This window comes from Pseudomonas sp. HR96 (assembly GCF_034059295.1).
GTDB lineage: Bacteria > Pseudomonadota > Gammaproteobacteria > Pseudomonadales > Pseudomonadaceae > Aquipseudomonas.
This window is the reverse complement of sequence record NZ_CP139141.1, coordinates 2728540-2755490: the sequence shown is the minus strand read 5'-3', so window position 1 is coordinate 2755490 and position 26951 is coordinate 2728540. Positions and strand designations below refer to the sequence as shown.

The following is a 26951-nucleotide window of genomic DNA, read 5'->3' as shown; positions in this document are numbered from 1 at the left end:
AGGATTAGATGTGGGGCCTCATATAGAGCGGCGGGTTTGCCGGTCTGTGTGCAGGGGGCTGAGGCCCTCCAACATCACGCTCTGAACCGTCATTGGGTTTGCACAGGCAGAAACCGCGCTACCAGATCCTCCTGCGACAGCGGCCGGGCGAAGTAATAGCCCTGGGCCTGGCCGGCGCCGATCTCGCGCAGCAGCGCCAGGGTGGCCTCGTCCTCGACCCCTTCGGCCACCACCGTCAGGTCGAGCGACTCGGCCATGCGCACGATGGCGCGCACGATGGCACGGCTGCGCGAGCTGCTGGTGAGTTCGAGGATGAAGGATTTGTCGATCTTCAAGCCGCTGAAATGGTACTGGTGCACGTAGCTGAGCGACGAGAAGCCGGCGCCGAAATCATCGAGCACCACCGACACGCCAGCGTCGGCCAGCTGCTTCATGGTCTTGCGGGCCAGGTCCGGCTCGGCCACCAGGGCGCCCTCGGTGAGCTCCAGGCAGATGCGCGACGGCGCCAATTCGTGGCGGGCGAGCAAGGCCAGCACCTCGTCGGCGAATTCCGGCCGGGTGATGCTGTAGCTCGAGCAGTTGATGTGCACCGGTGGCCAATGCGCATGCTGCGGCTGGGCGAGGATCTGCGCGACGCAGGTGAGCATGTACAGGTCCAGTCGACCGATCAGGCGCAGGCCTTCCAGGGCCGGCAGGAAATCCCCGGGCGGGGTGATGCGGCCATCGGGCTGGCGCCAGCGGATCAGCGCCTCGAGCGCCAGCAGGCGGCCGCTGTCGACGTCGACGATCGGCTGGAAGTACGGCAGCAGCTCGTCGTCGCGTTTGAGCGCGTTGCGCAGCGCGCCCTCGCGCTCGACCTGGTCGGACACCTCGCGGCGCAGCTCCTGGTTGAACACCGCATAACTGTCGCGCCCGCCGTTCTTGACCCGGTACATGGCGGTGTCGGCGTCGCGCAGCAAATCGGCCGGCTCGTTGTGGAACTGCCGGTCGGCGTTGACGATGCCGACGCTGCAGGACGAGAACACTGTGTGCCCGTCGATGAAGAACGGCAGGTCGAAGGCCACCAGGATGCGCTCGGCGATCTCCACGGCACCCTCCAGGGTGGCCTCGGGGGCCAGTACGGCGAACTCGTCGCCGCCCAGCCGCGCCAGCAGATCGCCCTCACGCAGGCAGCCGCGCAGCCGCTCGGCGGCCTGGGTCAACAGCAGGTCGCCGTAGTGGTGGCCAAAGCTGTCGTTGACCATCTTGAACCGGTCCAGGTCGAGGAACATCACCGTGACCTGGCGCTCGCTGTCGAGAAACTCCTGCCAGGCGGCGTCCAGGCGTTGCAGCAGATGGGTGCGGTTGGGCAGCCCGGTCAGGGCATCATGGGCGTTCTCGTGCTGCAGCTTGGCGTTGGCGTGGTCCAGCTCGCGGGTGCGGCTCTGCACCCGCGCTTCGAGCTTGAGGTTGGCGGCATGGATGGCTTCGGCGGCGCTGCGCCGCGACAGGGCGGTGTCGATGTGCCGTGAAACGAAGGTCAGCAGCTCCTGGTCGCGCTGGGTGTAGCGAATCGCCGGGGTGTAGCTCTGCACGGCGAGGATGCCGCGCACCAGGTCGCCGTCGAACAGCGGAATGCCCAGCCAGGACTGCGAGCGGATCGGATCGTTGCTGACCTCGATTTCGCCGCGCTCGGTCAGCAGCGTGGCGTCGTCGTAGTCGACCAGGCACGGCCGGCGCTGGCGGATCACATACTCGGTGAGGCCGCGGCGGCCACGACGGGGCGGCGGGTTGGCGTCCTTTTTCTCGTCCACGTAGTACGGGAAGGTGACCAGCCCAGTGCTGTGATCGAACAGGGAGATGTAGAAGTTTTCCGCCGACAGCAGGTCGCCGACGATGCCGTGCAGGCTCTCGAACAGTTCGGCCATGTCGCCGGGCTGGCTGGACAGCTCGGCGATCTGGAACAGCGCGCTCTGCAAGTGTTCGGCACGCTCGCGCTCGGCCACCTGCTGGCGCAGCGCGTGGTTGAGCTCGGAGAGCTCCTGGGTGCGCCGCGAGACGGTTTCTTCGAGATCGGCGCGGTGCAGGATACGGTCCAGGGCCATGGCCACGTGCCGCGCCACCACCAGGAACAAGGCGCGGTCTTCGGCGCTGTAGACCCGCGACACGTCGTAGACCTGCATGGCGAGCATGCCAAACACTTCGTCCGAAGCGTTTTTCAGAGGCGCGCCCATCCAGAACTCCGGGCGATGGCCGACGCAATGAAAGCGCCCTTCAGCGTGCGCCGCCTCGATGCCGGCGGCGTCGGTGAGCAGCGGCTGGCCGCTGGTCAGCACCACGCCAGTCAGCGACAGGTGATCGGGGTTGAGGAACTCGTAGGCCTCGGGTTCGATGGCCTCGACATCGATGATGTCGACGTAATACGGGTAGGTGATCTTGCCGCTGTGGGGCTCGTACAACGCCAGGTAGAAGTTTTCCGCATCGATCAGGCTCGCCAGTTGGCGGTGCACGCCCTCCAGGAAGGCGCCGCGATCGGAGGTGGAGCTGGCCAGATAGGTGATTTCGTACAGCACCCGCTGGGTGTTCTGCGCGCGCGCCAGGGCTTCGGATTGCACCTTCAGGCCCAGGCGTCGGGCCAGGTCGGCAAGGGCCGGGTTGCCGGCCTCTTCGCGCGGTGCCAGCAGCCAGCCGAGCACGCTCTCGCCGCGCCCGGTCGGCCAGCGGCAGAGGTTGCGAGTGACGCAGAACGCCTCGAACGCCTCATGGGCGATGCTCGCCGGCCACTGCGCCAGAGGGTCGCCCTGCCCGACCAGATGGCACTGGTCGCCCACGCGGTAGGCGACCCAGCGCGTCATGGCCCCCTGCCCGGCCACGCCCAGCAGCGTGCCCGGGTCGTCGAGCGACGCGGTGGTCACGGACTGCTCGCGGGGTGTCATGGGCTGGCCAGATGGATGGGTAACCGGTGAACTCATAAGTGCTCCGTGCTCATAAGCAGACTGTGCGCATGTTCGTGTGAACTGGCAATAGGCAAATGGCCATATTCCATCGACCGCCACCGCCTGCGTTAAATAGTGGCAATATGACATTATCAAGCCCCGAGAGGCACCGCCTTGGTGCACTGCTCGTCGGCTGTTCCCCGATGCGGCTCAATTTTTGCCAAGCCGATCCGATAGATAAGCCAGGCAACCCTATTTCCACTGGCTGACTTCACAGGCATCGATGACCAACCTGTCCACCCCATTCGCCTCGGCAACCCGCGAAACGCGTCGTGCCTATGCCTATTACCTGCTGCCGCTGGGCATCCTGGTAATCGGCTGTGTGCTGTCGTGGTGCGTTGGCAGCCTGGACGTGCAGACCCGCCAGCGCGAACAGCGCGCCGGCGTGGATCTGCGCCTGAGCGCCCTGCGCACCGAGGTTGGCAGCCGCGTGCGCATGGCGTTCAGCGAAATCGAAGGGATTGCGCAGCTGCTCACGGTGAACGGTGAAATCAGTGCAGGGCTGTTTCAGGCGATGTCCCGGGAAGTATTGAACGCCTCGCCGTACCTGCGCAACATCGTGACCGCACAAGGCGACGTGGTGCACGATATCTATCCGCGCGAAGGCAGCGAGCGCGCCATTGGCCTGGACATCCGCGACTACCCCGAGCTGTACCCCATGGTGCGCCGCGCCCGGATGCTCGGCATGCCGGTGCTGGCCGGCCCCGTGCCGCTGATTCTGGGCGGCGAAGGCCTGGTCTACCGTCGCCCGATCTTCGTCGCCGGTTCCGCCGGGCCGCGCTACTGGGGCAGCGTCTCGGTGGTGGCCGACGTCGATGACTTCGTGCGGGCCGCCGGCCTGGGCTCGGTCGACGACCTCGACCTGGCCCTGCGTGGGCGCGACGGCCAGGGTGCCAATGGCGATCGCATCTGGGGCAATGGCGCCCTGTTCGACCAGGAAGTCTCGCGGGTGCAGATCGACGTGCCGGGCGGCACCTGGCAGCTGGTCGGCCGCCCGCGCGGCGGCTGGAGTCGGTTCAGCGTGCTGGACTCGCCGTTGTTCCTGCTGTGCCTGGTGTCCACGGCACTGCTGTCGCTGTTCGCCGCACAACTGGCGCGCAGCTACCGGCTGATTCACAAGCGCAACGGCGAATTGAAGCTGGAAGTCGACGACCGCCGCGCCATCCAGATGTCGCTGATGCAGAGTGAAGACCGCTTTCGCAACCTGTTCGAACACTCCCCCGACGCCGTGTGGATCGTCGATCACCACGGCCAATGCATCGAAGCCAACGACGCCGCCGCGCGCACCTTCGGCTATACCGACGCGGCGCAGTTCCAGGCGGTGCCGGCGGTCGACCTGTCGCCGATCTGGCAGCCGGACGGCCAGCGTTCCACCGACAAATCCAGCCGCATGCGGGCACTGGCCGGCGAACAGGGCGTGCAACGCTTCGAGTGGCAGTTCCAGCGTGCCGATGGCAGCAGTTTCCCCACCGAAGTCACGCTGTGCACCATGTTGCTGGGCAACGCCTGCGTCACCTACGCGGTGGCCCGCGACATCTCTGAGCGCAAGCACGCCGAAGCGCAGTTGCTCGAGCACAAGGCCCTGCTCCAGGCCATCGTCGACAACGCCCCGTCGCTGATCTACATGTTCGACACCGAGGCGCGGCTGCTGCTGTGCAACCACCTCTACGAGCGCTCGGTGCGCCACCCCAGCGAGCTGATCGTCGGCCATCGGCGCAGCCATTTCATGCAGACCCAGGACGCCCGCCTGCAGGAGCTCGACGACCAGGCAGTGCTGGTCAGCGGCACTGCCCAGCGCTTCGAGGACACCCACCATGAACCCGGCGGCCTGCGCACCTACCTGACCACTAAGTGCCCGCTGCGCGACGCTGACGGCCGTCTGCTCGGCGTGCTGGGCATTTCCAACGACATCACCGAAATCCGCCAGACCACCGAAGAGCTGCGCCTGGCCGGCCTGGTGATGGACAACACCGGTGATGCAGTGATGATCACCGACGCCAACGGCATGATCGTGCGGGTCAACCGCGCGTTCACCACCATCACCGGCTTCAGCGCCGATGAGGTGCTGGGCAGCCGCAGCCTGCTGCGTTCGAGCCGCCATGACCGGCACTTCTACCGGCGCATGCGCGACAGCCTGCGCGCGCAGGGCCACTGGCGCGGCGAGATCTGGAGCCGGCGCCGAGATGGCGAAGAGTACCCGCAGTGGTTGACCATCAACGCCGTGACCAGCGAGCGTGGCGAACGGGTCAACTACGTCGGGGTGTTCTCCGACATCAGCAGCATCAAGCATGCCCAGGCCGAGCTCGAGCGCCTGGCCCACTTCGATGCGGTGACCGGCCTGCCCAACCGTGTGCAGTTTCAGCGCCGGCTGGCCGACAGCATTGCCCGGGCGCTGCGCAACGACAGCTGCATGGCGGTGCTGATCCTCGACGTCGACGGCTTCAAGATGGTCAACGACACCCTCGGCCACCCCATGGGCGACCTGCTGCTGCAACAGGCCACGCAGCGCTTTCTGGCGGCCACGCCGGCCAGCGACACCGTGGCGCGCCTGGGCGGCGACGAGTTCGCCTTCATTCTCAACGACCTGGACAGCCCGCAAGACGCCGTCAGCCTGGTCCAGGGCCTGCTGCACACGCTGCAGCGGCCGTTCGACCTCAACGGCACCCACGCGCTGGTGACCGCGAGCATCGGCGTAGCCATTTGCCCAAGCGACGGCGCGTCGCCTGAAGTCCTGTTGCGCCATGCCGATACTGCCATGTACGGCGCCAAGGAAGCCGGCCGCAACGGGTTCCGCTTCTATCAGCGGCAGATGACCGAGTTCATCCAGCAGCGCGTGTCCATGGAAGCGGCACTGCGCCGCGCCCTGCAGTGCGGCGAGTTCGAACTCTGGTACCAGCCCAAGCTCGATCTGGCCAGCGGCGCCGTCGAGGGCGCCGAGGCGCTGCTGCGCTGGCGTGACCCGCAGCATGGCATGGTGATGCCCGCCGATTTCATCCCTCTGGCTGAACGCACCGGGCTGATCATCGCCATCGGCGAATGGGTGCTCGACCAGGCTTGCGCGCAACTTCGCTGCTGGCTGGACCGCGGCATTTTCGACGGGCGCATCGCCATCAACGTCGCCGCGCCGCAGATTGATCGCAGCGACTTCGTCGAAAGCGTGCGCCGGGCCTTGCAACGCCACGACCTGCCAGCCTGCGCGCTGGAAGTGGAAGTGACCGAGAGCCTGCTGATGGAGAGCCAGGACCAGGCCAGCGAAGTGCTGACCCGCCTGCAACACCTGGGGGTGACCACTGCAGTGGACGACTTTGGCACCGGCTACTCGTCGCTGGCCTACCTCAAGATGCTGCCGATCGACAACTTGAAGATCGACCGGGCGTTCATCCGCGACCTGCCGGGCGACAGCACCTACGTGGCCATCACCCGGGCGATCATCGACCTGGGCCGCGCGCTGAACTTCCACGTCACCGCAGAAGGCATCGAAACGCAGGAGCAGTACGACTTCCTCCGCGCGGCCGGCTGCGACACCGGCCAGGGCTACCTGATCGGCAAGCCGATGCCGGCCGCGCAGTTCGAAGCCTGGCTAACGGCGCGCCCGGTGCTGAGGCTGCCCGCCAGCGTGTGAAAGACGGTGCCTGGCGTCAGCCCAAGGCTTGGGGCCTCATCGTCACGCTCGGCGAGACAGGTCAATGGGCTTTTTGCGACAACACGGCCGCCACTCACAGCTCATAACGGTCGACCGCCCGGCGCCGCTCGTTGTCGTCGCGCACATCGTAGCTGGCGGTGGTCTGGATGTTGCTGTGGTGCGCCAGCTTCTGGGCGATCGACAGGTCGTGCTCCTCTATGACCCGGGTGATGAACGAGCGACGAAAGTCGTGGGGCATGATCTTCACGCCGACCTGGGCCCCGCGCTGGCGGGCGATGTAGTAGATCGCGTGCTTGGTGATGCGCTCGCGGGTGACATGGCTGCCGCGGCGGATGCGGTTGAACAGGAAAGGATCGTCGCCGACGCCGGCCGGCAGCAGCGAACGGCGCAGCTTGAGCCAGGCACCCAGGCGTTCGAAGGCCCACGCCGGGGCGTACTTGAGCAGCTGCCGGTTGCCCTTGCCGGTGACTTGCAGGCTGCGCTCGGCAAAGTCGACCTGGGCAAGGTCGAGGTTGACCGATTCGGACTTGCGCATGCCCGAGCCATACAGCAGCGCGATCACCGCCGCGTCGCGACGGCCCTGGGGCCGCGGGTCGCTGTCGCACACCGCCATCAGTTCGCGAATCAGCGTGCGCCGCAGGTTGCGCCCCTGACCCAGCCGGGTGCCTGCGGCGGGTTTGACCGAGCGCATGCGCAGCAGGTGGTCGTGCTCGATCAGCCCCAGGCGCCAGGCCTCGTTGATCACCCCGCGCAAGGCATTGACGTACAACGACGAGGTGTTGGGGGCATAGCCGTCTTCCCGCAACGCCGCCACCAGGCTGCCGATATGCCCGGGCTGCAGCTGGTGCCAGGGCACCTCGTTGATGTCGCTGTCGCCAAAGCCGAGGCGATCGGCGGCGTCCTGCAGCACATAGCGCAAGGTCAACTGACTGGACGGCATCAGCCGGGCGAGGTACTGCTGCAGGGGATTGTGCGGGTCGAGCAAACCGTGGGACCTTGTGTCGCAACTGAAGGCCGGGCATGTTAGCAGGCTGCACGGAGCTTGGCCCGCTTGCCCGGCAGACGAGGGAACGGGCCCAGCCGGCTTGACCCTGAAAACCCTGCTCGGACGCTGACCACCATGCACATCATCGAAAAGACCGGCGCGCCCGTGCGCAGTCTGACCCCCGCCGAACAGTCCCTGCTCGAAGGCTTCGTCCAGAACCGCCTGGAGAACGTGCGGCTGCTGCAAGCCAACCAGTGGCTGCTCAAGCTGCGCGGTGAAGGCCAGTGGCTGGCCTGCGACTGCCAGCCACAGCGCCGGCCGGTGCTCAACGTGACCCTCAACAGCGACACCGGCACCCTGTTCCTCAAGAACAACCCCGGCACGCCGGACCACGCCCCCGACTGCCCCTTCACCAAGGACCTGCGCGAGCCGGGCGAACGCCACACCCAGGCCCATGAAGCACCTGCCAGCTGGCTGGCACCGGATCGTCCCTTGCGCCTGCTGGGCGAATTCAGCGCCGCCAGCGTGGCGAGCACTGGCGAAACCTCCACCCTCGCCGATCAAAGCCGCGAACCGCATAGGCTGCTGTCGCTGCTGCTGACCCTGGTCGAGGCCTCGGCGCTGAACGTCTACGCCACTGCCGGCAAGCGCGACCTCAGCGCCCAGTTCGCCGCGCTGCGCGACGCCGCAGCGCGCTATCCACTGATCGACCGGGTGCCGGCCAGCCACTACCTGCAGACACGCCTGGACATCAAGCACATGATGATGCTCAAGGCGCGCCTGCAAGGGTCCGAGGCGTTCGGCGAGCAGCGCCGCCATGGGCTGCTGCTCGACTGTGTCACCGAGGTACGCGCACGCAAGGTGATCACCGAACCTCAGCCCGCCGGCTTCGACTTCCAGGGTCATCATTCGCTGTGGGGCGGCGCGCGCACGCCCGGGCCGTTGCTGGCGCTGGCGTTGTACTCGACCACCCAGGCGCACCGCCAGTTCTACGAGATGATCCACCTGGCGACGCTGCCGGTGCTGTCACGGGCGCAGCTGTTCCCAGTGTTTCGCGACGACGAGCGCGAGCCGCTGAAAATGCTGGTCGGGTTGATCGACTGGATGGCCGGCAAAGGCGTCAAGGTCACCATGCGCCGCCCGGTGATCGGCGCGGCGGTGATGGACGAGCTGGTGCTCAGCGCGACCGGCGACCGCATCCTGTCGGTATCCCTGACCCAGTCGCCACAGGGCCCGGAGCCCAGCTCGGAGACCTTCAAGCGCCTGGCCGACTTCAAGAGCCTGGAGACGTTCAAGCGCTTTGTGGCGGGTTTTTTCATGCGTCAAGGCTGAAGAGCCCCCAAGTCAAGCCGGCCTGGCGGCCTCTCGGGGTCTGCGACCCCTCCCACAGGATCGGCGCCCGTGGGAGGGGCAACGCCCCGAGAGGCCGCCAGGCCGGTTTGATCCGGGCATGGCTGGCGAAAAGCGTCACGCCCCTCACGCCGAGCGCAACAGCCACACCCGCGCCACGTCCCGGGCTCTTTCGGCCAGAAGAGCCCCCAAGTCAAGCCGGCCTGGCGGCCTCTCGGAGTCTGCGACCCCTCCCACAGGATCGGCGCCCGTGGGAGGGGCAACGCCCCGAGAGGCCGCCAGGCCGGTTTGATCCGGGCATGGCTGGCGAAAAGCGTCACGCCCCTCACGCCGAGCGCAACAGCCACACCCGCGCCACGTCCCGGGCTCTTTCGGCCAGCAGACGCGCGCTGTTTTCACAGGCGAACTGCAAGGTCATCGGCCCGCTGGCCACTGAAAACGCGGCGCTGATACCGTGTTCGTACGTCGCCACAGGGCCCGGAGCCCAGCTCGGAGACCTTCAAGCGCCTGGCCGACTTCAAGAGCCTGGAGACGTTCAAGCGCTTTGTGGCGGGTTTTTTCATGCGTCAGGGCTGAAGAGCCCCCAAGTCAAGCCGGCCTGGCGGCCTCTCGGGGTCTGCGACCCCTCCCACAGGATCGGCGCCCGTGGGAGGGGCAACGCCCCGAGAGGCCGCCAGGCCGGTTTGATCCGGGCATGGCTGGCGAAAAGCGTCACGCCCCTCACGCCGAGCGCAACAGCCACACCCGCGCCACGTCCCGGGCTCTTTCGGCCAGCAGACGCGCGCTGTTTTCACAGGCGAACTGCAAGGTCATCGGCCCGCTGGCCACTGAAAACGCGGCGCTGATGCCGTGTTCGTACAGTTCCTCATAACCCTGGCCCAAGGTGCCAGCGATGACGATCACCGGCGCGCCGGCGGCCTGGGCGATGCGGGTCACGCCCAAGGGGGTCTTGCCGCGCAGGGTCTGCGCGTCGAAACGGCCTTCGCCGGTGATCACCAGGTCGGCGCCTTGCACGGCAGCGGCCAGGCCGGTCAGCTCGGCGACCACTTCCACCCCCGGGCGGAAGGTCGCGCCCAGGTAGGCCTTGGCGGCAAAGCCCATGCCACCGGCCGCGCCGCTACCCGGCTGATCGCGCACATCGCGCCCGAGGGCGCGCAGGCTGTGATCGGCGAAGTGCCCCAGGGCCTGGTCCAGCGCCTCGACCTGGCTGGGCGAGGCGCCTTTTTGCGGGCCGAAGATGTGCGAGGCACCCTGGGGGCCGCACAGCGGGTTGTCGACGTCTGCCGCCACCTCGAAGCGCACCTGGGCCAGGCGCGGGTCCAGGCCACTGGCATCGAGCCGGGCCAGGCCGCCGAGTGCCAGGCCACCCGGGGCGAGGTCGCTGCCCTGGGCGTCGAGCAATTGCAGACCGAGCGCCTTGAGCATGCCGCTGCCGGCATCGTTGGTGGCACTGCCGCCGATGGCGAGGATGATGCGCCGGGCGCCGGCGTCCAGCGCCGCGAGAATCAACTGGCCAGTGCCGAAGGTGCTGCTGACGCAGGCATCGCGCTGGGCGACCTCCACCAGTTGCAGGCCGCTGGCCTCGGCCATTTCGATGATCGCGGTGTGGCTGTCCGCCAGCCAACCCCAGCGCGCCTGCACTTCCCGGCCCAAGGGCCCGCTGACGACGAGGCTGCGCATCTGCCCGGCACAGGCAGCGAGAATCGCTTCCATGGTGCCTTCGCCGCCGTCGGCCATCGGGCATTGCAGCAGCTGGGCGTCCGGCAGCACCTGGGCCAGACCCTGGGCAATGGCGGCAGCGACGCCGGCCGCGCTGAGGCTGTCCTTGAACGAATCGGGGGCGATAACGATTTTCATGGGGTTGTGCTCCTTGTTATTTTGCCCAAGTGGTCAGGCACAATATGCCGATTTCCGGCCGCCCAGGCGTCTGGCCCGTGCACAACTGGCATCCCCGGTTGTTGGTCATTTCTACAAAGGCGCAGCGGCCGGCAGCAGTTGCACGCCGATGTACAGGGCGAGCATGCCTTGCAGGGTCATGGGGTCCAGGCCGCTGAGCTCGGCGATGCGTTCCATGCGGTAGCGCAGGCTGTTGCGGTGGATACCCAGCGCATCGGCGCAGTGCTGGCTCTGGCCGTCGTGTTCGCACCAGGCGCGCAGGGTGCCGAGCAACTGGCCGTTGGCGTCGCGGGCCTGCACCCGCTGCAGCGGTTCGATCCACTCCTCCAGCGAATCGTCGCCGCGGTGGCGCCAGAGCAGGGCCGGCAGGCGATAGCGTTCGAGGGTCAGCCATTGCACCTGGGGCAGCACGTCGCGACCGTAGGCGAGCAGGTCGCCCACCCGTCGGCAGTTGCGCCGCAGGCCGGCCAGGTCCGCCGCCGGCCCCGCGCTGGCCAGGCGCAGCACTGGCCAACCGTTGCCAGCCAGGCGCTCGAGCAGACGCGGCAGGTCCAGCGAGCCCTGCGCCGGGCGGCACCAGAGCAAGGCAGCGCCGGTCATGCTCACGCACCAGCTGTCGGCGAAATGGGCGCTCAACCAGGCCGCCAAACCTTCGCTGGAATGACGCGGCGCCAGTTCGAGCAGGTACGGCGTGCGCGCCAGCTGCGGCTTGAGCCCCAGCTGCCGGGCCTCTTCCAGCAGGCGCGCGGCATCGCCTTCACCGCCCAGCAGCAAGCCAAGTACGTCGTCGCTGCGCTGACGGCGCCACTGTTGTTCGGCCTGCATGTGGCGCTGGGCCACCAGCATTTCGGCAGTCATGCGCACCAGTTCGGCGTAGATCCGCACCTGGTCCGGCTCGCCGGTGATGCCCAGCACGCCGATCAGGCGCTGATCGAGCAGCAACGGCAGGTTCACCCCCGGTTGCGAGCCTTTGAGGCAGGCCGCCGCCTGGGAGTCCAGCTCGACCACCCGACCGTTGGCCAGCACCAACTGTGCGCCTTCATGGCGGGTATTGACCCGTTGCGGCTCGCCGCTGCCCAGGATCAACCCCTGGCTGTCCATGACGTTGACGTTGAACGGCAGAATCGCCATGGCGCGGTCGACGATGTCCTGCGCCAGGTCGTGATCGAGTTCGAACATAGCAATGCGCCTGGTGAAACCAAGAAGGATAGCGCGCCGCCATGGCCGAGGGCCACAGGTGCAAATTTTCATCTGGCGGGGGTGCCCCCACAGCGCCAGTCATGGCATAACTGGCGCCTCACTTCACCGGCAAAGGGATTGCGACATGCTCTATCGTTCACTCGGCCAGTCCGGCCTGCAAGTCAGCGCCTTGACCCTGGGCACCATGATGTTCGGCCAGCAGACCGCCGATGATGAATCCCTGCGCATCATCGACAAGGCCCGCGACCAGGGCATCAACTTCATCGACACGGCCGACGTCTACAATGCCGGGCGCTCCGAGGAGGTGGTCGGCGAAGGCATCGCCAACCACCGCGAGCACTGGATACTGGCCACCAAGGTCGCCATGGGCCCCACCGACGGCCTGCCCAACCGCAGCGGGCTGAGCCGCAAACACATGTTCGACGCCGTGGACGGCAGCCTGCGCCGGCTGGACACCGACTACATCGACCTGTACTACCTGCACCGCGACGACCTCAAGGTGCCGCTGGAAGTGACCGTGCGCGCCATGGGCGACCTGATCCGCGCCGGCAAGGTACGCCAGTGGGGGGTGTCCAACTTCCGTGGCTGGCGCATCGCCGAGATCGCCCACGTCGCCCGGCAGCTGGGGGTCGAGCCGCCAGTGGCCAGCCAGCCGCTGTACAACATCGTCAACCGCCAGGTGGAGACCGAACAACTGACCGCCGCTGCCTATCACGGCCTCGGCGTGGTGCCGTTCAGCCCCCTGGCCCGCGGCGTGCTCAGCGGCAAGTACGCGCCGGGCGTGGAACCCGCCGCCGACAGCCGCGCCGGGCGCCAGGACAAGCGCATCCTGGAAGTCGAATGGCGCCAGGAATCGCTGGCCATCGCCCAGAAGGTCCAGGCCTGGACCGCACAGAAAGGCGTCGGCATGGTCGAGTTCGCCATCGCCTGGGTGCTCAACAACAGCGCCGTCAGTTCCGCCATCGTCGGCCCGCGCACCGAGGAGCAATGGGACACCTACGGCAAGGCGCTGGAGGTGCAGCTGACCGCCGAGGATGAAGCCTTCATCGATTCGCTGGTGACGCCGGGGCATGCCTCGACCCATGGTTTCAATGATGTCGGGCATTTTGTCAGCGGGCGGGTGCCGGTGACTGTCTAGGGCCTGGCTGCGGACGGTGTGCGGGCTGGCACCGTCCGCGCCATTGGCGATCGACAGAGGCCCTCAAGCGTACAGGTCCATGGCGGAACTCCAACCGCTGCGCACTGCCAGATAAGCGCCCCCCTCCCAAGAAAAATCCCATGGCCCTGCACACCCTCGCCCGTACCCATCCACGCCTGACCGGCGCCGCCCTGCTCGGCATCGTCATCGGCGCGCTGGTACCCATCCATGATCTGGGCATGCGCATCCTCACCGGCTGGAATGCCGGGGTGTGGTTCTATCTGGCGCTGGTGCTGTGGCTGACGTTGCATGCCCGCGCCGATCAGGTGCGTGAGACCGCGCAGGTCGAGGACGAGAACGCGGGCATGGTGTTGATTACCGTGTGCGTGGCGATCATCGCCAGCCTGGCAGCCATCGGCGTGGAACTGGCCGGCAGCAAGGGCATGAAGCCCGACGTGCAGGCGTTGCACTATGGCGTCACCGGGCTGACCATCGTCGGCTCCTGGCTGCTGACCGGGGTCATCTTCGCCTTGCACTACGCCCGGCATTTCTACACCAGTGACGCGCGCCAGCCGGTGCTGCGCTTTCCCGAAGAAGAAAGCCGGCCTGACTACTGGGATTTCCTGTATTTCTCCTTCACCATCAGCGTCGCCGTGCAGACCTCCGACGTCGGTGTCGCTTCGCGCGCCATGCGCCGGGTAGTGCTGGGGCATTCGCTGCTGGGTTTCGTCTTCAACACCGCCATCCTCGGTTTCTCGATCAATATCGCGGCGGGCCTGATCAACTGAAGCGCATTGACGGGCCGCAGCTTTGGTGATTTGATGACGCCTTGAAACCGGTTTCAACCGCCTGGCATCACCCATAACAATAGCAACAGCAGGAATCAGGCCGTGACATCTCTCAGCTCTTCCCCCCGCGCTCGCGTGACGATGCTCGACGTCGCCCGCCATGCCGGCGTCTCCAAGGCCAGCGTGTCGCGTTTCATCGGCGACGACAAGGCGCTGCTCTCCGACGCCATTGCCCTGCGCATCGAACAGGCCATCGCCGTCCTCGGCTACCGCCCCAATCAGATGGCCCGCGGCCTCAAACGCGGGCGCACACGGCTGATCGGCATGCTCGTGGCCGATATCCGCAACCCCTACTCGATCGCGGTGATGCACGGTGTGGAAACTGCCTGCCGGCGTCACGGCTACAGCCTGGTGGTGTGCAACACCGACCGCGACCCCGAACAGGAGAGCCTGCAGCTGCAGGCGCTGCGCTCGTACAACGTCGAAGGCTTGATCGTCAACACGCTGGGGCGCCACCTGGACGCCCTGCGCGAGTTGCAGCGCGAGTTGCCCATGGTGCTGGTCGACCGCAAGGTCGAGCAGCTGCCGGGCGACCTGGTCGGGTTGGACAACGCCGACGCCGTGCGCCAGGCGGTCGAGCACCTGCAACAGCGCGGCTACCGCCAGCTGGCGCTGGTCAGTGAGCCGCGTGATTTCACCAGTTCGCGCATCGAGCGCATCGAGGCCTTCACCCGCCTGGTGCCTGGCGCACCGGTACTGGAGCTCGGTGACGACCTGGTGATCGCCCTGGGCAGGTTTCTCGCCCAGCCTACCGCCGGCGCCAAGGCGCTGTTCTGCGCCAACGGCATGGCCGCACTGGCCTGCACCCTGGCGCTGCGCAAGCACTACCCGGACGCCCTGAACACCCTGGGCCTGATCGCCCTTGACGACCTCGACTGGTACCCACTGGTGGCCGGCGGCATCACCGCCCTGGCCCAGCCGACCCACGACATCGGCGCACGCGCCTTCGAATGCCTGCTCGAACGCCTGCGCGGCAGCACCGCGCCGGTGCAGACCCACGACTTTGCCGCGCAGCTCATCGTGCGCGGCTCCACCCCGGTACAGACCGCTTGAGCGATTGAATCAAGGCGACGCGATGCGGTCGACATTCCTGACAATGTAATCGGTTTCAGAGGCCCAACAATAATGACTCTCTACCCCGTTTCCATCAGCCTGGGCGCCTACGGTGCCGACTATGTCCGCCGTCGCGGCCAGGCCAGTTTCATCCCCCTGCTGGCCGCCGCCGGCGTCACCTGGATCGAATTGCGCGAAGAGCTCGGCTTGCCGGAGCCTGCTGCCACGGCGGCGGCCATCGCCGATGCCGGGCTGACGTGCGTGTATTCCTCGCCGCTGGAGCTCTGGCAGCTCGATCAGGCCGCCCCCAACCCGGCAGTGGCCGAAGCGCTGCAGCAGGCGCAGCGCTTCGGCGCGGTCTGGCTCAAGGTGTCCCTGGGGCATTACTCGCCGCTGGCCGATGTCGCCGCGCTCAAGCCGCTGCTGCGCGAAACCCCGGTGCGCCTGCTGGTGGAAAACGACCAGACCCCGCAGGGCGGGCGTATTGCCCCGCTGGTTCAGTTCTTCGACAAGGCCGCCGCGCTGGACGTGCCGGTGGGCATGACCTTCGACGCCGGCAACTGGCACTGGCAGAACGAGTCGGCCTTTGCCGCCGCGCTGGAGCTGGGTCATCGGGTGCAGTACCTGCATTGCAAGGGCGTGCAGCGCCGTGAGGGCAAATGGCATGCGGTGCCGCCGACTCCCGAGGACCTGCAACTCTGGCAGCAGTTGCTGGCCCGCATGCCCGGCGGCATCGTCCGCGCCGTGGAGTTTCCCCTGCAGGGCGACGACCTCCTGGCCCTGACTGCCGAGCACTGCGCCACCCTCGCCCGCCTCGGTCAACCCACCGCCATCGAACCCCGGCAGGAGGTGGCCCATGGCTGATTTCGACGTTCTGAGCTTTGGTGAAACCATGGCCATGCTGGTGGCCGACGAACCGGGCGACCTGGCCCAGGTGCAGCACTTTCACAAACGCATTGCCGGCGCCGACAACAACGTCGCCATCGGCCTCACCCGCCTGGGCTTCAACGTCGCCTGGCTGAGCCGGGTCGGCAACGACTCGCTGGGCCGCTTCGTGGTGCAGAGCCTGGAGCGTGAAGGCCTGGACTGCCGCCACGTGGGCGTTGACCCGCAGCACCCCACCGGGTTGCAGTTCAAGTCCCTGGCCGACGACGGTGAAGACCCGGCGGTGGAATATTTCCGACGCGGTTCGGCGGCCAGCCACATGGGTATCGCCGACATCCCGGCGGCGCTGCTGCAAGCCCGCCACCTGCACGCCACCGGCATCCCGCCGGCGCTGTCGCCGAGCATGAACGCGCTGTCGCGCCACCTCATGCAAAGCATGCGCGAGGCCGGGCGCAGCGTGTCCTTCGACCCCAACCTGCGGCCGAGCCTGTGGGGCAGCCAGGCGCGCATGATCGAGCAGATCAACGATCTCGCCAGCCTCGCCCACTGGGTGCTGCCGGGGCTGGCCGAGGGGCAGCTGCTGACCGGCCTCGACGAGCCGCGCGACATTGCCGCGTTCTACCTGGACCTGGGCGCCGAAGCGGTGGCCATCAAGCTGGGCCCCCAAGGCGCGTACTACCGCACTGCCACCCGCGAAGGCCTGGCCGCCGCACATCCGGTAGCGCGGGTGGTCGATACCGTAGGAGCCGGCGATGGCTTTGCCGTGGGCGTGATCAGCGCCCTGCTCGAGCGCCTGGACATTGCCCAGGCGGTCGATCGCGGCAACTGGGTCGGCAGCCTGGCGGTGCAGAGCCCCGGTGACATGGAAGGCCTGCCCACCCGTGACCAACTGCTGGCGGCCAGCCTGAAACGGCCGGCGTGAAGCCCAACGCTGCTTAGGAACGAGATCATGCAAACTATAAAAAAACTCGCCACCCGTCGCTGGTGGTTCCTGATGCCGATCGTTTTCATCACCTACAGCCTGGCCTACCTGGACCGCGCCAACTATGGCTTCGCCGCTGCCTCGGGGATGGCCGAGGACCTTCACATCACCCCGGGGTTGTCGTCGCTGCTGGGGGCGCTGTTCTTTCTGGGCTATTTCTTCTTCCAGGTCCCGGGAGCGATCTACGCCGAAAAGCGCAGCGTCAAGAAGCTTATCTTCGTCAGCCTGATCGCCTGGGGCGTGCTGGCCAGCCTCACCGGCATGGTCGACAGCGCCTATTGGCTGATCGCCATCCGCTTCATGCTGGGCGTGGTCGAGGCGGTGGTGATGCCAGCCATGCTGGTGTACCTGTGCCACTGGTTCACCCGTGCCGAACGCTCGCGGGCCAACACCTTTCTGATTCTCGGCAACCCGGTGACCCTGCTGTGGATGTCGGTGGTGTCCGGCTACCTGATCCAGCACCTGAGCTGGCGCTGGATGTTCATCATCGAAGGCCTGCCGGCCATCGTCTGGGCCTTCATCTGGTGGCGCCTGGTCGACGAACGCCCGGCCGACGCCAAGTGGCTCGACGACGCGCAACGCCAGGCCCTGGATGACGCCCTGGCCGCCGAGCAGGTGGGCATCAAGCCAGTGAAGAACTACGCCCAGGCTTTCCGCTCGGGCAAGGTCATCGTGCTGTCGCTGCAATACTTCTGCTGGAGCATCGGCGTCTACGGCTTCGTCCTGTGGTTGCCGTCGATCCTCAAGCAAGGCGCGCAGATGGACATGGTCGAGGCCGGCTGGCTGGCTTCGGTGCCGTATCTGGCAGCGGCGCTGGCGATGCTGCTGGTGTCCTGGGGCTCGGACAAGCTGCAGCGGCGCAAACGCTTCGTCTGGCCGCCGCTGCTGCTCGGCGCGCTGGCCTTCTATGCCTCGTACGCTCTGGGCGGCGAGCATTTCTGGTGGTCCTACTCGCTGCTGGTACTGGCCGGCGCCTGCATGTACGCGCCCTACGGGCCGTTCTTCGCCATCGTCCCGGAAGTGTTGCCGGCCAACGTCGCCGGCGGCGCCATGGCGCTGATCAACAGCATGGGCGCGCTGGGCTCGTTCGGCGGCTCGTGGCTGGTCGGCTACCTCAACAGCAGCACCGGCAACCCGGGCGCCTCGTACCTGCTGATGAGCGCGGCGCTGCTGGTCTCGGCGGTGCTGACGCTGCTGCTGCGTCCCAGCGGCTCGGACAGCGAGGTCCGCGTCGCCACACCCGCCCCGGCCCCCGCCACGGCGCACCCATGAATTGCACAAGGCCCTGAGCTGATGAAACCGACTGTCGTACTGTACAAGAAACTCTCCGCCCCGCTGCTGGCCGAACTGCAGCAGCACGCCGAGGTGGTGTTCATCGACGAGCCCAAGCGTGACGGCCTGCAGCGCCTGCGCGAGGCCCTGCCCGGCGCCCACGGGCTGCTGGGCGCGAGCCTGGCGCTGGACGCCGAGCTGCTCGACCTGGCGCCGCAGCTGCGCGCCGTGGCCAGCGTCTCGGTGGGGGTCGACAACTATGACGTGGACGACCTGACCCGCCGCCGCATCCTGTTGACCAACACCCCCGATGTGCTTACCGAGACCACCGCCGACACCGGCTTCGCCCTGCTGCTGGCCAGCGCCCGGCGGGTGGTGGAGCTGGCCGGCCTGGTCAAGGCCGGGCAATGGACCCGCAACATCGGCCCGGCGCACTTCGGCACCGACGTGCACGGCAAGACCCTGGGCATCGTCGGCATGGGCCGCATTGGCGAGGCCCTTGCCCAGCGCGGGCATCTGGGCTTCGGCATGCCGGTGCTGTACCACAGCCATTCGCCCAAGCCCGCCGTGGAGCAGCGCTTCGGCGCGCGCCATTGCAGTTTGGAGCAGCTGCTGGGCGAGGCCGACTTCGTCTGCCTGACCCTGCCGCTGACCGCCCGCACCGAGGGCCTGATCGGCGCCGCGCAGCTCGCCCTCATGAAGCCCGGGGCCATCCTGGTAAACATCTCGCGCGGCAAGGTGGTCGACGAGGCGGCGCTGATCGACGCGCTGCAACAGCGGCGCATTCGCGGTGCCGGGCTGGATGTGTTCGAACGCGAACCGCTGGGGCATGATTCGCCGCTGCTTGAACTGGACAACGTGGTCGCCACCCCGCACATCGGCTCGGCCACCGAGGAGACTCGCGAAGCCATGGCCGCCTGCGCCGTGCGCAACATGATCGCCGCGCTGCAGGGCCAGCGGCCGGCCAACCTGGTGAACCCGCTGGCGTTTGCCTGAATACCTCGGGGCTATGTGCCTGAGAGACCAGCGGGCCGTTTTGATCTTCCTGGCGCCTGGCGAAATGTCCAATATGGCCACCAGCGGCCGCCCGCGCGGCCTATCGCCAGCTGCGCCGGCTCCTACATCTGTTTCGATTTATATGCATCCAGTGCCAGCGCCTATGACCGCTCTTGATGTTCGACGGCATATCGCCATGCACCAAGGCGCTCATAGGCAATGCCACTGGAACGGCACGTTCGAAGCAACTGTGGGAGCCGGCGAAGCTGGCGATAGGCCGCGCGGGCGGCCGTTGGCGGCCGTGATTGAGCCTCAAGACAGGCCCGCCGACCTCTCGGGGTCTTCGCCCCCTCTCACAATGGATTCGCGATCAAAGTGGGAGGGGTCGCAGACCCCGAGAGGCCGCCAGGCCGTTTTGATCTTCCTGGCGCCTGGCGAAATGTCCAATATGGCTACCACCGGCCGCCCGCGCGGCCTATCGCGGGCTTCGCGCGCTCCCATGTTTTTTTCGAACGTGCCGTTCCAGGCTGATCTCCTATGACCGCCTTGGGGCTTGGCGGTCTATCGTGGAACATCAAATGAATGCATGCGCCCGAAACCACCGTAGGAGCGCGCGAAGCCCGCGATCAGGCCGCGCGGGCGGCCGTTGGCGGCCGTGATTGAGCCTCAAGACAGGCCCGCCGACCTCTCGGGGTCTTCGCCCCCTCCCACAATGGATTCGCGATCAAAGTGGGAGGGGTCGCAGACCCCGAGAGGCCGCCAGGCCGGTGTGATCTTCCTGGCGCCTGGCGAAATGTCCAATATGGCTACCACCGGCCGCCCGCGCGGCCTATCGCCAGCTGCGCCGGCTCCTACATCTGTTTCGATTTATATGCATCCAGTGGCATCGCCGATAACCGCCTTTGATGTTCGACGGCATATCGCCATGCACCAAGGCGCTCATAGGCAATGCCACTGGAACGGCACGTTCGAAGCAAATGTGGGAGCCGGCGAAGCTGGCGATAGGCCGCGCGGGCGGCCGGTGGTGGCCTTGATTGAGCCTCAAGACAGGCCCGCCGACCTCTCGGGGTCTTCGCCCCCTGCCACAAGGGATTCGCGATCAAAGTGGGAGGGGTCGCAGACCCCGAGAGGCCGCCAGGCCGGTTTGATCTTCCTGGCGCCTGGCGAAATGTCCAATATGGCCACCAGCGGCCGCCCGCGCGGCCTATCGCCAGCTGCGCCGGCTCCTACATCTGTTTCGATTTATATGCATCCAGTGGCATCGCCTATGACCGCTCTTGATGTTCGACGACAGACCGCCATGCACCAAGGCGCTCATAGGCAATGCCACTGAAACGGCACGTTCGAAGCAAATGTGGGAGCCGGCGAAGCTGGCGATAGGCCGCGCGGGCGGCCGTTGGCGGCCGTGATTGAATCTCAAGACCGGCCCGCCGACCTCTCGGGTTCTTCGCCCCCTCCCACAAGGGATTCGCGATCAAAGTGGGAGGGGTCGCAGACCCCGAGAGGCCGCCAGGCCGGTTTGATCTTCCTGGTGCCTGGCGAAATGTCCAATATGGCCACCAGCGGCCGCCTGCGCGGCCTATCGCCAGCTGCGCCGGCTCCTACATCTGTTTCGATTTATATGCATCCAGTGGCATCGCCGATAACCGCCTTTGATGTTCGACGGCATATCGCCATGCACCAAGGCGGTCATAGGCAATGCCACTGGAACGGCACGTTCGAAGCAAATGTGGGAGCCGGCGAAGCTGGCGATAGGCCGCGCGGGCGGCCGTTGGCGGCCGTGATTGACTCTCAAGACAAGCCCCGAGCCCCCGCCAGCGGCGCGGCACAGGCCGCTATCCGCCGGCACGCCTCCTCCAGGAGGTCTGCGTCCAGCACCAGGCCCAGCCGGATGTGCCCGGCCGCACTCGGGCCGAACGCCTCGCCGGCGAGCACCGACACCCCCTGCTCGTCCAGCAGGCGGTCGGCGAAGGCCTGGGCGCTCAGACCCGTGGCGCGAATGTCGACCATCACGAACATGCCGCCGTCAGGCTTGAGCGCCCGCGCCCCCGGGCAATCCTGCAGTGCGGCGCAGACCCGGTCGCGGCGTTCGCGGTAGATCTCGCGCATCTGCGCCACTTGCGTCAGCTCATTGCGCAACGCCACCTCGGCGGCGTCCTGGATGAACCCCGGCAGGCCATAGAGCATGCACAGCGCCAGGTGGCTCAGGTGCGCGGCCAATTCACGGGAGCCGATCACCCAACCCACGCGCCAGCCAGTCATGGCGTGGGATTTGGACAGCGAATTGATCGTCGCCGTGCGCTCGGCCATGCCCGGCAGGCTGGCCGGGCTGATGTGCCGGCCTTCGAACAGCAACTCGCTGTACACCTCATCGCTGATCAGCCACAGGTCATGGGCCACGCACAGCTCGGCCAGGCCCTGCCAGATGGCCAGGTCAAGGGCAGCGCCGGTAGGATTGTGCGGGCTGTTGATCATCAGCGCGCGGGTCTTGCCGGTAATGCGCGCCGCCACTTCGGCCGGGGCCACGCGAAACCCGTCTTCCGGGCGCACCGGCACTGGCACCACACGCGCCCCGCAGGCACCGAACACCGCCTCGTAGGTCACGTACATGGGTTCGGGCACCAGCACCTCGTCGCCCGGCTCGAGCACGCACTGGGCCACGCAGAACACCGCGCACTGGGCGCCGGCCAGCACCACCACGGCATCGGCGTCCACCGGCCGATCGCTGCGCCGGCTGTGTTGCTCGGCGATCGCCTGGCGCAGCGACAAGTTGCCGCGCACGGCGGCGTAGTGGGTGTGCCCGGCGCGCAGGCTGGCGACGGCAGCGTCGACGATGGGCGCCGGGGTGTCGAAATCCGGGTCGCCCACCGACAGCAGCAGCACGTCGCGGCCGGCTTCGAGCATCTGCAGCGCCCGGTAGTGGATCTTCCAGGCATCGGCGCCGTCACCGGCAATGCGTTGGGTCAAGGTCGAAAAGCGCATGCGTGGCTCCCTGTCGATACGCGTCAAACCACGACCCTAACACCTTGCGCCGGCAGGTCAAATCACGAAACGGGCCACCAGGTTGTTGAGGTCCACGGCCAGGCGCGACAGCTCGTGGGTGGCAGCGCTGGTCTGGTGCGCGCCGGCAGCCGACTGGCTGGCCAGGTCGCGGATGTTGACCAGGTTGCGGTCGACCTCGCGGGCGACCTGGGCCTGCTCTTCCGAGGCACTGGCGATCACCAGGTTGCGTTCGTTGATCATGCCGATCGACTCGGTGATCTGCTGCAGGGCACCGCCAGCGGCCTGGGCCAGCTGCAAGGTGGTCTGCCCGCGCTCGCTGCTGGACTGCATCGAGCTCACCGCTTCGCCAGTGCCCTGCTGGATGCCGGCGACCATCTGTTCGATTTCCCGGGTCGACTGCTGAGTGCGGTGCGCCAGGGCGCGCACTTCATCAGCCACCACGGCGAAGCCGCGCCCGGCTTCACCGGCACGGGCCGCTTCGATCGCGGCATTGAGGGCCAGCAGGTTGGTCTGTTCGGCGATCGCGCGGATCACGTCCAACACCTTGCCGATGTCGCGGCCCTGCACGGCAAGGCCTTGCAGCAAGGTCGCGGTGTGGCCCAGGTCGCCGGTCATGGCCTGGATGGCACTGACCGTTTCGCCGACCCGGTCGCGGCCCTGCTGGGCGACGCGGCTGGAGTCCTGGGACGCCTCGGAGGTGGACACGGCGTTGCGCGCCACCTCCTCCACCGCGCTGGTCATCTGGTTGACGGCAGTGGCCGCCTGCTCGATCTCGTTGTTCTGCTGAAGCAGGCCGCGGGAGGCCTCCTCGGTGACCGCCGACAACTGGGTCGAGGCGGACGCCAGTTGAGTTGCCGAGCCGGAAATGCGTTCGATGGTCTGGCGCAGGCTGGTCTGCATCTCGGCCAACGCGCCGAGCAGCCGGGCCGGCTCGTCGCCGCCGTCGACCGGGATGGCCTGGCTGAGGTCGCCCCCGGCGATCCGCTGCGCGGCGGCCAGCGCCTGCTGCAGCGGTGCGACGATGCTGCGGGTCAGCAGCCAGGCCAGCAGCACCGTGGCCAGGCAGGCGAACAGCGCCACGCCGATGACCGTCCAGTTGGCTTGTTCGTAGCGCGCGGCTGCCGCACGGTCGGCGGCCAGGGCGCCGGCTTTGTTGATCGCCACCAGGCCGTTGAGCTGCTCGCCCATCTGGTCGGTGCCGCCCTTGATCCGCGTGTTGATCAGCTCGCGCATGGGCTCCAGCTTGTTCTCGCGGGACAACGCCAGCATGTCGTTCTGGGCCTGCAGGTAGGCCTCCTGGGTCACCGTGAAGGTCTTGTACAGTGCGGCCTCGTCGGCATCGGCAGGCAATGCGGCATAGCTGCCCTGGGCCTGACGCAGCTTGCCCACCAGCTCGGCAATGCGCCGTTCACTGTCGCTCAAGGCCGCCGGCTCGCGATTGACCAGCACGCGGAAGGAGACGATGCGCAGGCGCAGCACGTCTTCGGTCATGTTGCCCAGGTACTCGAGACTTGGCAGCTGATTGCTGGTCATGTCGATGGACGCCTGGCGAATGATGGCCATGCGACTGGAAGCGAATACCCCGAGGGCAACGACCAGCAAGGCGATAAAGGCAAATCCGAGGAAGGCACGAGGCGCGATATTCAGCGATCTGAAGGACATGGCCGATTGCTCTTGTAAGGGAGGAGAATCTGATTGTCGCTTCCTGCGGTTACCGGTCTATCGGCCATATCTCCAGCAAATGAAGGGCTTGCAGCAAATAAATAAGGTTGTTACCGAGGTACCCGGGCTGAGCCACTGAAGTTCATCGCTTGTGTGGCAAAGTATCAAAATAGTGGCACTTGCCACTGATGCGTATAAAAAATGCCACCGGTCGGCGCAAACGTGATCGTCATCAACAAACCCGGGAATAGTTGATGGAAGGGGCAAAATATTCACAACTTTGTCGCGCACCAATGCTAGGTTTAATTGCACTGCACGTATGAGTTCACGCTCTGGTCTTTCCTGCCAGCGGCTGCCACAGGCCGCTCTTCTTCAAGGTGGGCACCATGAACAAGATGACCTTTCCCAACGCCTGCCAGGTGATGCGCTGGCACTTTCACCCCCTCGGCTTCGAGGGCAGCATGGACACACCCACCAGTATGGTCGCGCGCCTGTTCGACCGCGCCACCGGCGAGACGCGCATCGCGATTGCCGGCCTGCCCTGCGCCAGCGTGATGAACGCAGCCGATGTCGAACGCATCATCGAGGCGGTCGAGGCCGAACTTGAAGCGTTCGAACCCCCACGGACCTTGTGCGAAGTCGGCTAGGCCCGACTCACTGCGCCCCGCGCCTATCCTCGAACCACGGCTTGTTGCCCGCGACCCTGTCACTGGCCCGGGCGACAGCGGCCGTTTCCCCACGGGCGGGTTCCACATACCAATAACAATGGCGCACGGCGCGGGTGACCGCCACATAGGCCAGCCGCAGGATTTCCTCTCGCTGGGCCGCATCGTAGGCGTCAGCCTGCCCCGGCTCGGCAAACCCGGCCAGGCGATACACTTCATTGCGATACGGCGGCTCACTGGCATAGCGGCAGTCGCCCACCAGAAAGACCGCATCGGCCTGCAGGCCCTTGGCACTGTGGTAGGTGAGCAGGCGAATGCGCCGTTCGCCACTGCTATAATCCACTTTAAGTAGATTTGATAATTCGTTATAGATCAGTGATTTATCTGAGGATTTTCGAAACAATATCAAGATCGAATCGCCTGCTTCATGGTGCGCTCGTACCTGCTGTGCCAACTGCCGATCATTGCGTTCGAACACCTGCACCGCAATTGTCGGCAGGCCCTCACGGGCCTTGCCCCGCTTGCCTGGCAACGAACGCACCGGCTGCACCAGATGCTCGGCGGCGTCGATGATGTGCTGGTGACTGCGATAGTTGTCGCTGAGCAGCACGCGGGTGGTTTTGCTTGCGGGGAACTCACGATCGAACGCGAGAAAATAATGCGCGGCGCTGCCCCGCCAGCCATAGATCGACTGCCAATCATCACCGACACATAACAACGACGTCGCCGCCGGCCGCTGCACCGCGCGGCGACGCACTTCCGTCAGGCAAGCGCGCACCCAGCCGACGATTTGCGGGGAGATGTCCTGGAATTCGTCGACCATCAGATGGGTCATGCCTTGCAGCAGCGAATCGGGCACCAACGCCAGATTTTCCGGCGCCTGCTCGCCCAGGGTGGCGAACATGGCGTTGTAGGTCATGACCGGCGGCGGCTGCTGGTGCAGGAAGTCGTTGAAGGTCGGCCAGAACAGCGCCAGCGCCTGCAGGAAGCCACTGTCATCACCGAGCAGCGCGTGGTCCATGGCTCCGATCGCGGCGCTGACGTCCAGGCCGAGGTTTTCGATAAAGCCGGCGGTGGCCGCGAAAGCGTCCAGCAACGGCGCTGCGGCGGTATCGCCCTTGACCTGATAATCGAAACCGGGACCGGCCACCGAACTGCCGGCCAGGGCGCCCCAGAGGCGCTGACCCTGCTGATAAGTATCCAACCATATCAAGGGTTTATCGCAGAAAGCTTGAAACAGGGTGCGCTTGACCGCCCACTCCGCACGGACTGGCAGCCTGGCCCCCTTACGTGTCATATCCGCGTCGGCACTGGGGTCCACCCCCAGCACGACCCAGGCGTCGAGCTCGGCGATGTAGCCGTGGCAATGAAAGGTACCGCCGTTGATGGTGACGGCCTTGCGCTGCGGCTCGATGCCTTCGATGGGCCAGACCCCGGCGTGGTACCACTGATCTTCCAATAGGTCGCACAGCTCTTCATCACGCCCGGCGGCCAGTGCGGTGACCGTCATGCGTTTGCGCACTTCGGGGTGGTCGCGATCCAGGCGCTTGAGGGCAAAGGCTTGCAGGCGCAGCGCCGCGATCAGCTGGCGAAACCGGGAGTCGCGGGTCAGCAAGGCGCTGTAGCAGGCATTGAGCAAGGCGCGCTGGGCGTCATTGATACGCAGATCGAACGGGTTACCGCTGGCGCCCTGCTCCTGCACCCCAAGGGTCTCGAAGGCCTGCACCTGCGCAAGCCCGGGCAGGCTGCGCACCAGCGGCAGCAGCCGCGAGTGAAAGGTGCGCACCACCTCGCCGGCCTGCTGCTGGCTTAGCTTTATTTCCCATAAATCAAAGACTTGCAGCATTTTCTTGATGAAGTCGTTACGTGACTCGCGGGTGAAGGTTATGACCGTAGTGCTCGCCAGCTCGTAGCCCAGGTAGTGGTGAAGCACCAGCAGGCGCAGCACCAGCGAGGTCGATTTGCCGGCGCCGGCGCCCGCCACCACCTGGGTGGCCGGGGTGCGGCTGAAGATCATCCGCCATTGCGCCGCGCTGGGCTGGGCCTGCGCTGGCAGGCGTTGCGCTACCTCAGCCTGGATGCGCTTGCGCAGCGCAGAGGGCAACGGCAGGGTCCAGTCGTCGAACAGCACCGGCGTCTCTGGCAGCGTCGCAGCAGGCACCTGGGCAATCACCGGTTCGCCTACCGTGGCTGGCTCACGGGCGCCGAACAGGCGCCGCGACAGGCGCTGGATGAACGGTCGGTCGGGCGATGATGGCGACATTCGGGCTCCAGTGGCACACAAAACGGAAACATTCGAGGCAGATCAATGAATTGGACCACTATGCCACACTGAAGCCTGAGGTTTTGCATCTGATTAATCGATAGGTTCGGTGGAATATATGCGCTTTTATTCGGA

Annotated in this window: 17 protein-coding genes and 1 pseudogene; 10 read left to right on the top strand and 8 right to left on the bottom strand. The window is 66.5% G+C overall.

Annotated elements, in window-relative coordinates:
• Positions 1 to 89: 89 nt before the first annotated feature.
• Positions 90 to 2951, bottom strand: a complete 2862-nt coding sequence (locus tag SFA35_RS12375; protein WP_320578742.1) for an EAL domain-containing protein — start codon at positions 2949 to 2951, stop codon at positions 90 to 92.
• Between the two features lie 247 nt (positions 2952 to 3198).
• Between SFA35_RS12375 and SFA35_RS12370 the strand changes: the two genes are divergently transcribed.
• Positions 3199 to 6597 carry an EAL domain-containing protein gene (locus tag SFA35_RS12370; protein ID WP_320578740.1) on the top strand — a complete coding sequence of 1133 codons (3399 nt, stop codon included), beginning with the start codon at positions 3199 to 3201 and terminating at the stop codon, positions 6595 to 6597.
• Between the two features lie 94 nt (positions 6598 to 6691).
• Here the strand turns inward: SFA35_RS12370 and xerC are convergent, their stop codons facing one another.
• The gene (gene xerC / locus SFA35_RS12365; RefSeq protein ID WP_320578990.1) at positions 6692 to 7558 is read right to left on the bottom strand and encodes a tyrosine recombinase XerC; all 867 of its coding nucleotides are present in this window, start codon (positions 7556 to 7558) and stop codon (positions 6692 to 6694) included.
• 180 nt (positions 7559 to 7738) lie between these two features.
• On the opposite strand from xerC, the gene SFA35_RS12360 reads away from it, so the two are divergent.
• Positions 7739 to 8935 carry a hypothetical protein gene (locus tag SFA35_RS12360; RefSeq protein WP_320578738.1) on the top strand — a complete coding sequence of 399 codons (1197 nt, stop codon included), beginning with the start codon at positions 7739 to 7741 and terminating at the stop codon, positions 8933 to 8935.
• A 343-nt stretch (positions 8936 to 9278) separates the two neighbouring features.
• On the opposite strand, the pseudogene SFA35_RS12355 reads toward SFA35_RS12360, so the two are convergent.
• The 3 genes and pseudogenes from SFA35_RS12355 to SFA35_RS12345 all read right to left on the bottom strand — a co-directional run.
• Positions 9279 to 9416 (bottom strand): annotated as a pseudogene (locus tag SFA35_RS12355) (glycerate kinase); the annotation flags it as partial.
• Between the two features lie 257 nt (positions 9417 to 9673).
• A complete protein-coding gene (locus SFA35_RS12350) occupies positions 9674 to 10810 on the bottom strand; it encodes a glycerate kinase (RefSeq protein ID WP_320578735.1) in 1137 nt (378 codons plus the stop codon).
• 111 nt (positions 10811 to 10921) lie between these two features.
• On the bottom strand, positions 10922 to 12028 hold the full coding sequence (locus SFA35_RS12345) for a sugar diacid recognition domain-containing protein (RefSeq protein ID WP_320578733.1): 1107 nt from the start codon (positions 12026 to 12028) through the stop codon (positions 10922 to 10924).
• Between the two features lie 145 nt (positions 12029 to 12173).
• On the opposite strand from SFA35_RS12345, the gene SFA35_RS12340 reads away from it, so the two are divergent.
• The 7 genes from SFA35_RS12340 (at position 12174) to SFA35_RS12310 (ending at position 19223) form a co-directional block, all read left to right on the top strand.
• Positions 12174 to 13187: an aldo/keto reductase gene (locus SFA35_RS12340; RefSeq protein WP_320578731.1), complete on the top strand. Its 1014-nt coding sequence runs from the start codon at positions 12174 to 12176 to the stop codon at positions 13185 to 13187.
• 146 nt (positions 13188 to 13333) lie between these two features.
• Positions 13334 to 13975, top strand: coding sequence for a DUF1345 domain-containing protein (locus SFA35_RS12335; protein ID WP_320578988.1), 642 nt, complete (start codon positions 13334 to 13336; stop codon positions 13973 to 13975).
• A 102-nt stretch (positions 13976 to 14077) separates the two neighbouring features.
• The gene (locus SFA35_RS12330; RefSeq protein ID WP_320578728.1) at positions 14078 to 15088 is read left to right on the top strand and encodes a LacI family DNA-binding transcriptional regulator; all 1011 of its coding nucleotides are present in this window, start codon (positions 14078 to 14080) and stop codon (positions 15086 to 15088) included.
• Between the two features lie 72 nt (positions 15089 to 15160).
• Positions 15161 to 15952 carry an AP endonuclease gene (locus SFA35_RS12325; protein ID WP_320578726.1) on the top strand — a complete coding sequence of 264 codons (792 nt, stop codon included), beginning with the start codon at positions 15161 to 15163 and terminating at the stop codon, positions 15950 to 15952.
• The gene (locus SFA35_RS12320; protein WP_320578724.1) at positions 15945 to 16895 is read left to right on the top strand and encodes a sugar kinase; all 951 of its coding nucleotides are present in this window, start codon (positions 15945 to 15947) and stop codon (positions 16893 to 16895) included. The genes SFA35_RS12325 and SFA35_RS12320 overlap by 8 nt, the downstream gene beginning before the upstream one ends.
• Positions 16896 to 16922: 27 nt before the next feature.
• Positions 16923 to 18227: an MFS transporter gene (locus SFA35_RS12315; RefSeq protein ID WP_320578722.1), complete on the top strand. Its 1305-nt coding sequence runs from the start codon at positions 16923 to 16925 to the stop codon at positions 18225 to 18227.
• A gap of 21 nt (positions 18228 to 18248) precedes the next feature.
• Positions 18249 to 19223, top strand: a complete 975-nt coding sequence (locus SFA35_RS12310) for an NAD(P)-dependent oxidoreductase (RefSeq protein ID WP_320578719.1) — start codon at positions 18249 to 18251, stop codon at positions 19221 to 19223.
• Between the two features lie 1791 nt (positions 19224 to 21014).
• Here SFA35_RS12310 and SFA35_RS12305 read toward each other — a convergent pair.
• Both SFA35_RS12305 and SFA35_RS12300 read right to left on the bottom strand, forming a co-directional pair.
• Positions 21015 to 22205, bottom strand: coding sequence for a pyridoxal phosphate-dependent aminotransferase (locus SFA35_RS12305; protein WP_320578717.1), 1191 nt, complete (start codon positions 22203 to 22205; stop codon positions 21015 to 21017).
• Between the two features lie 57 nt (positions 22206 to 22262).
• Entirely contained in the window at positions 22263 to 23888 is a 1626-nt protein-coding gene (locus SFA35_RS12300; protein ID WP_320578715.1) for a methyl-accepting chemotaxis protein, read from the bottom strand.
• Between the two features lie 386 nt (positions 23889 to 24274).
• Here SFA35_RS12300 and SFA35_RS12295 point away from each other — a divergent pair, with 386 nt between their 5' ends.
• A complete protein-coding gene (locus SFA35_RS12295; protein ID WP_320578713.1) occupies positions 24275 to 24535 on the top strand; it encodes a DUF1652 domain-containing protein in 261 nt (86 codons plus the stop codon).
• A 7-nt stretch (positions 24536 to 24542) separates the two neighbouring features.
• Here SFA35_RS12295 and SFA35_RS12290 read toward each other — a convergent pair whose 3' ends face one another.
• On the bottom strand, positions 24543 to 26816 hold the full coding sequence (locus SFA35_RS12290; RefSeq protein WP_320578712.1) for a UvrD-helicase domain-containing protein: 2274 nt from the start codon (positions 26814 to 26816) through the stop codon (positions 24543 to 24545).
• Between the last annotated feature and the right edge of the window lie 135 nt (positions 26817 to 26951).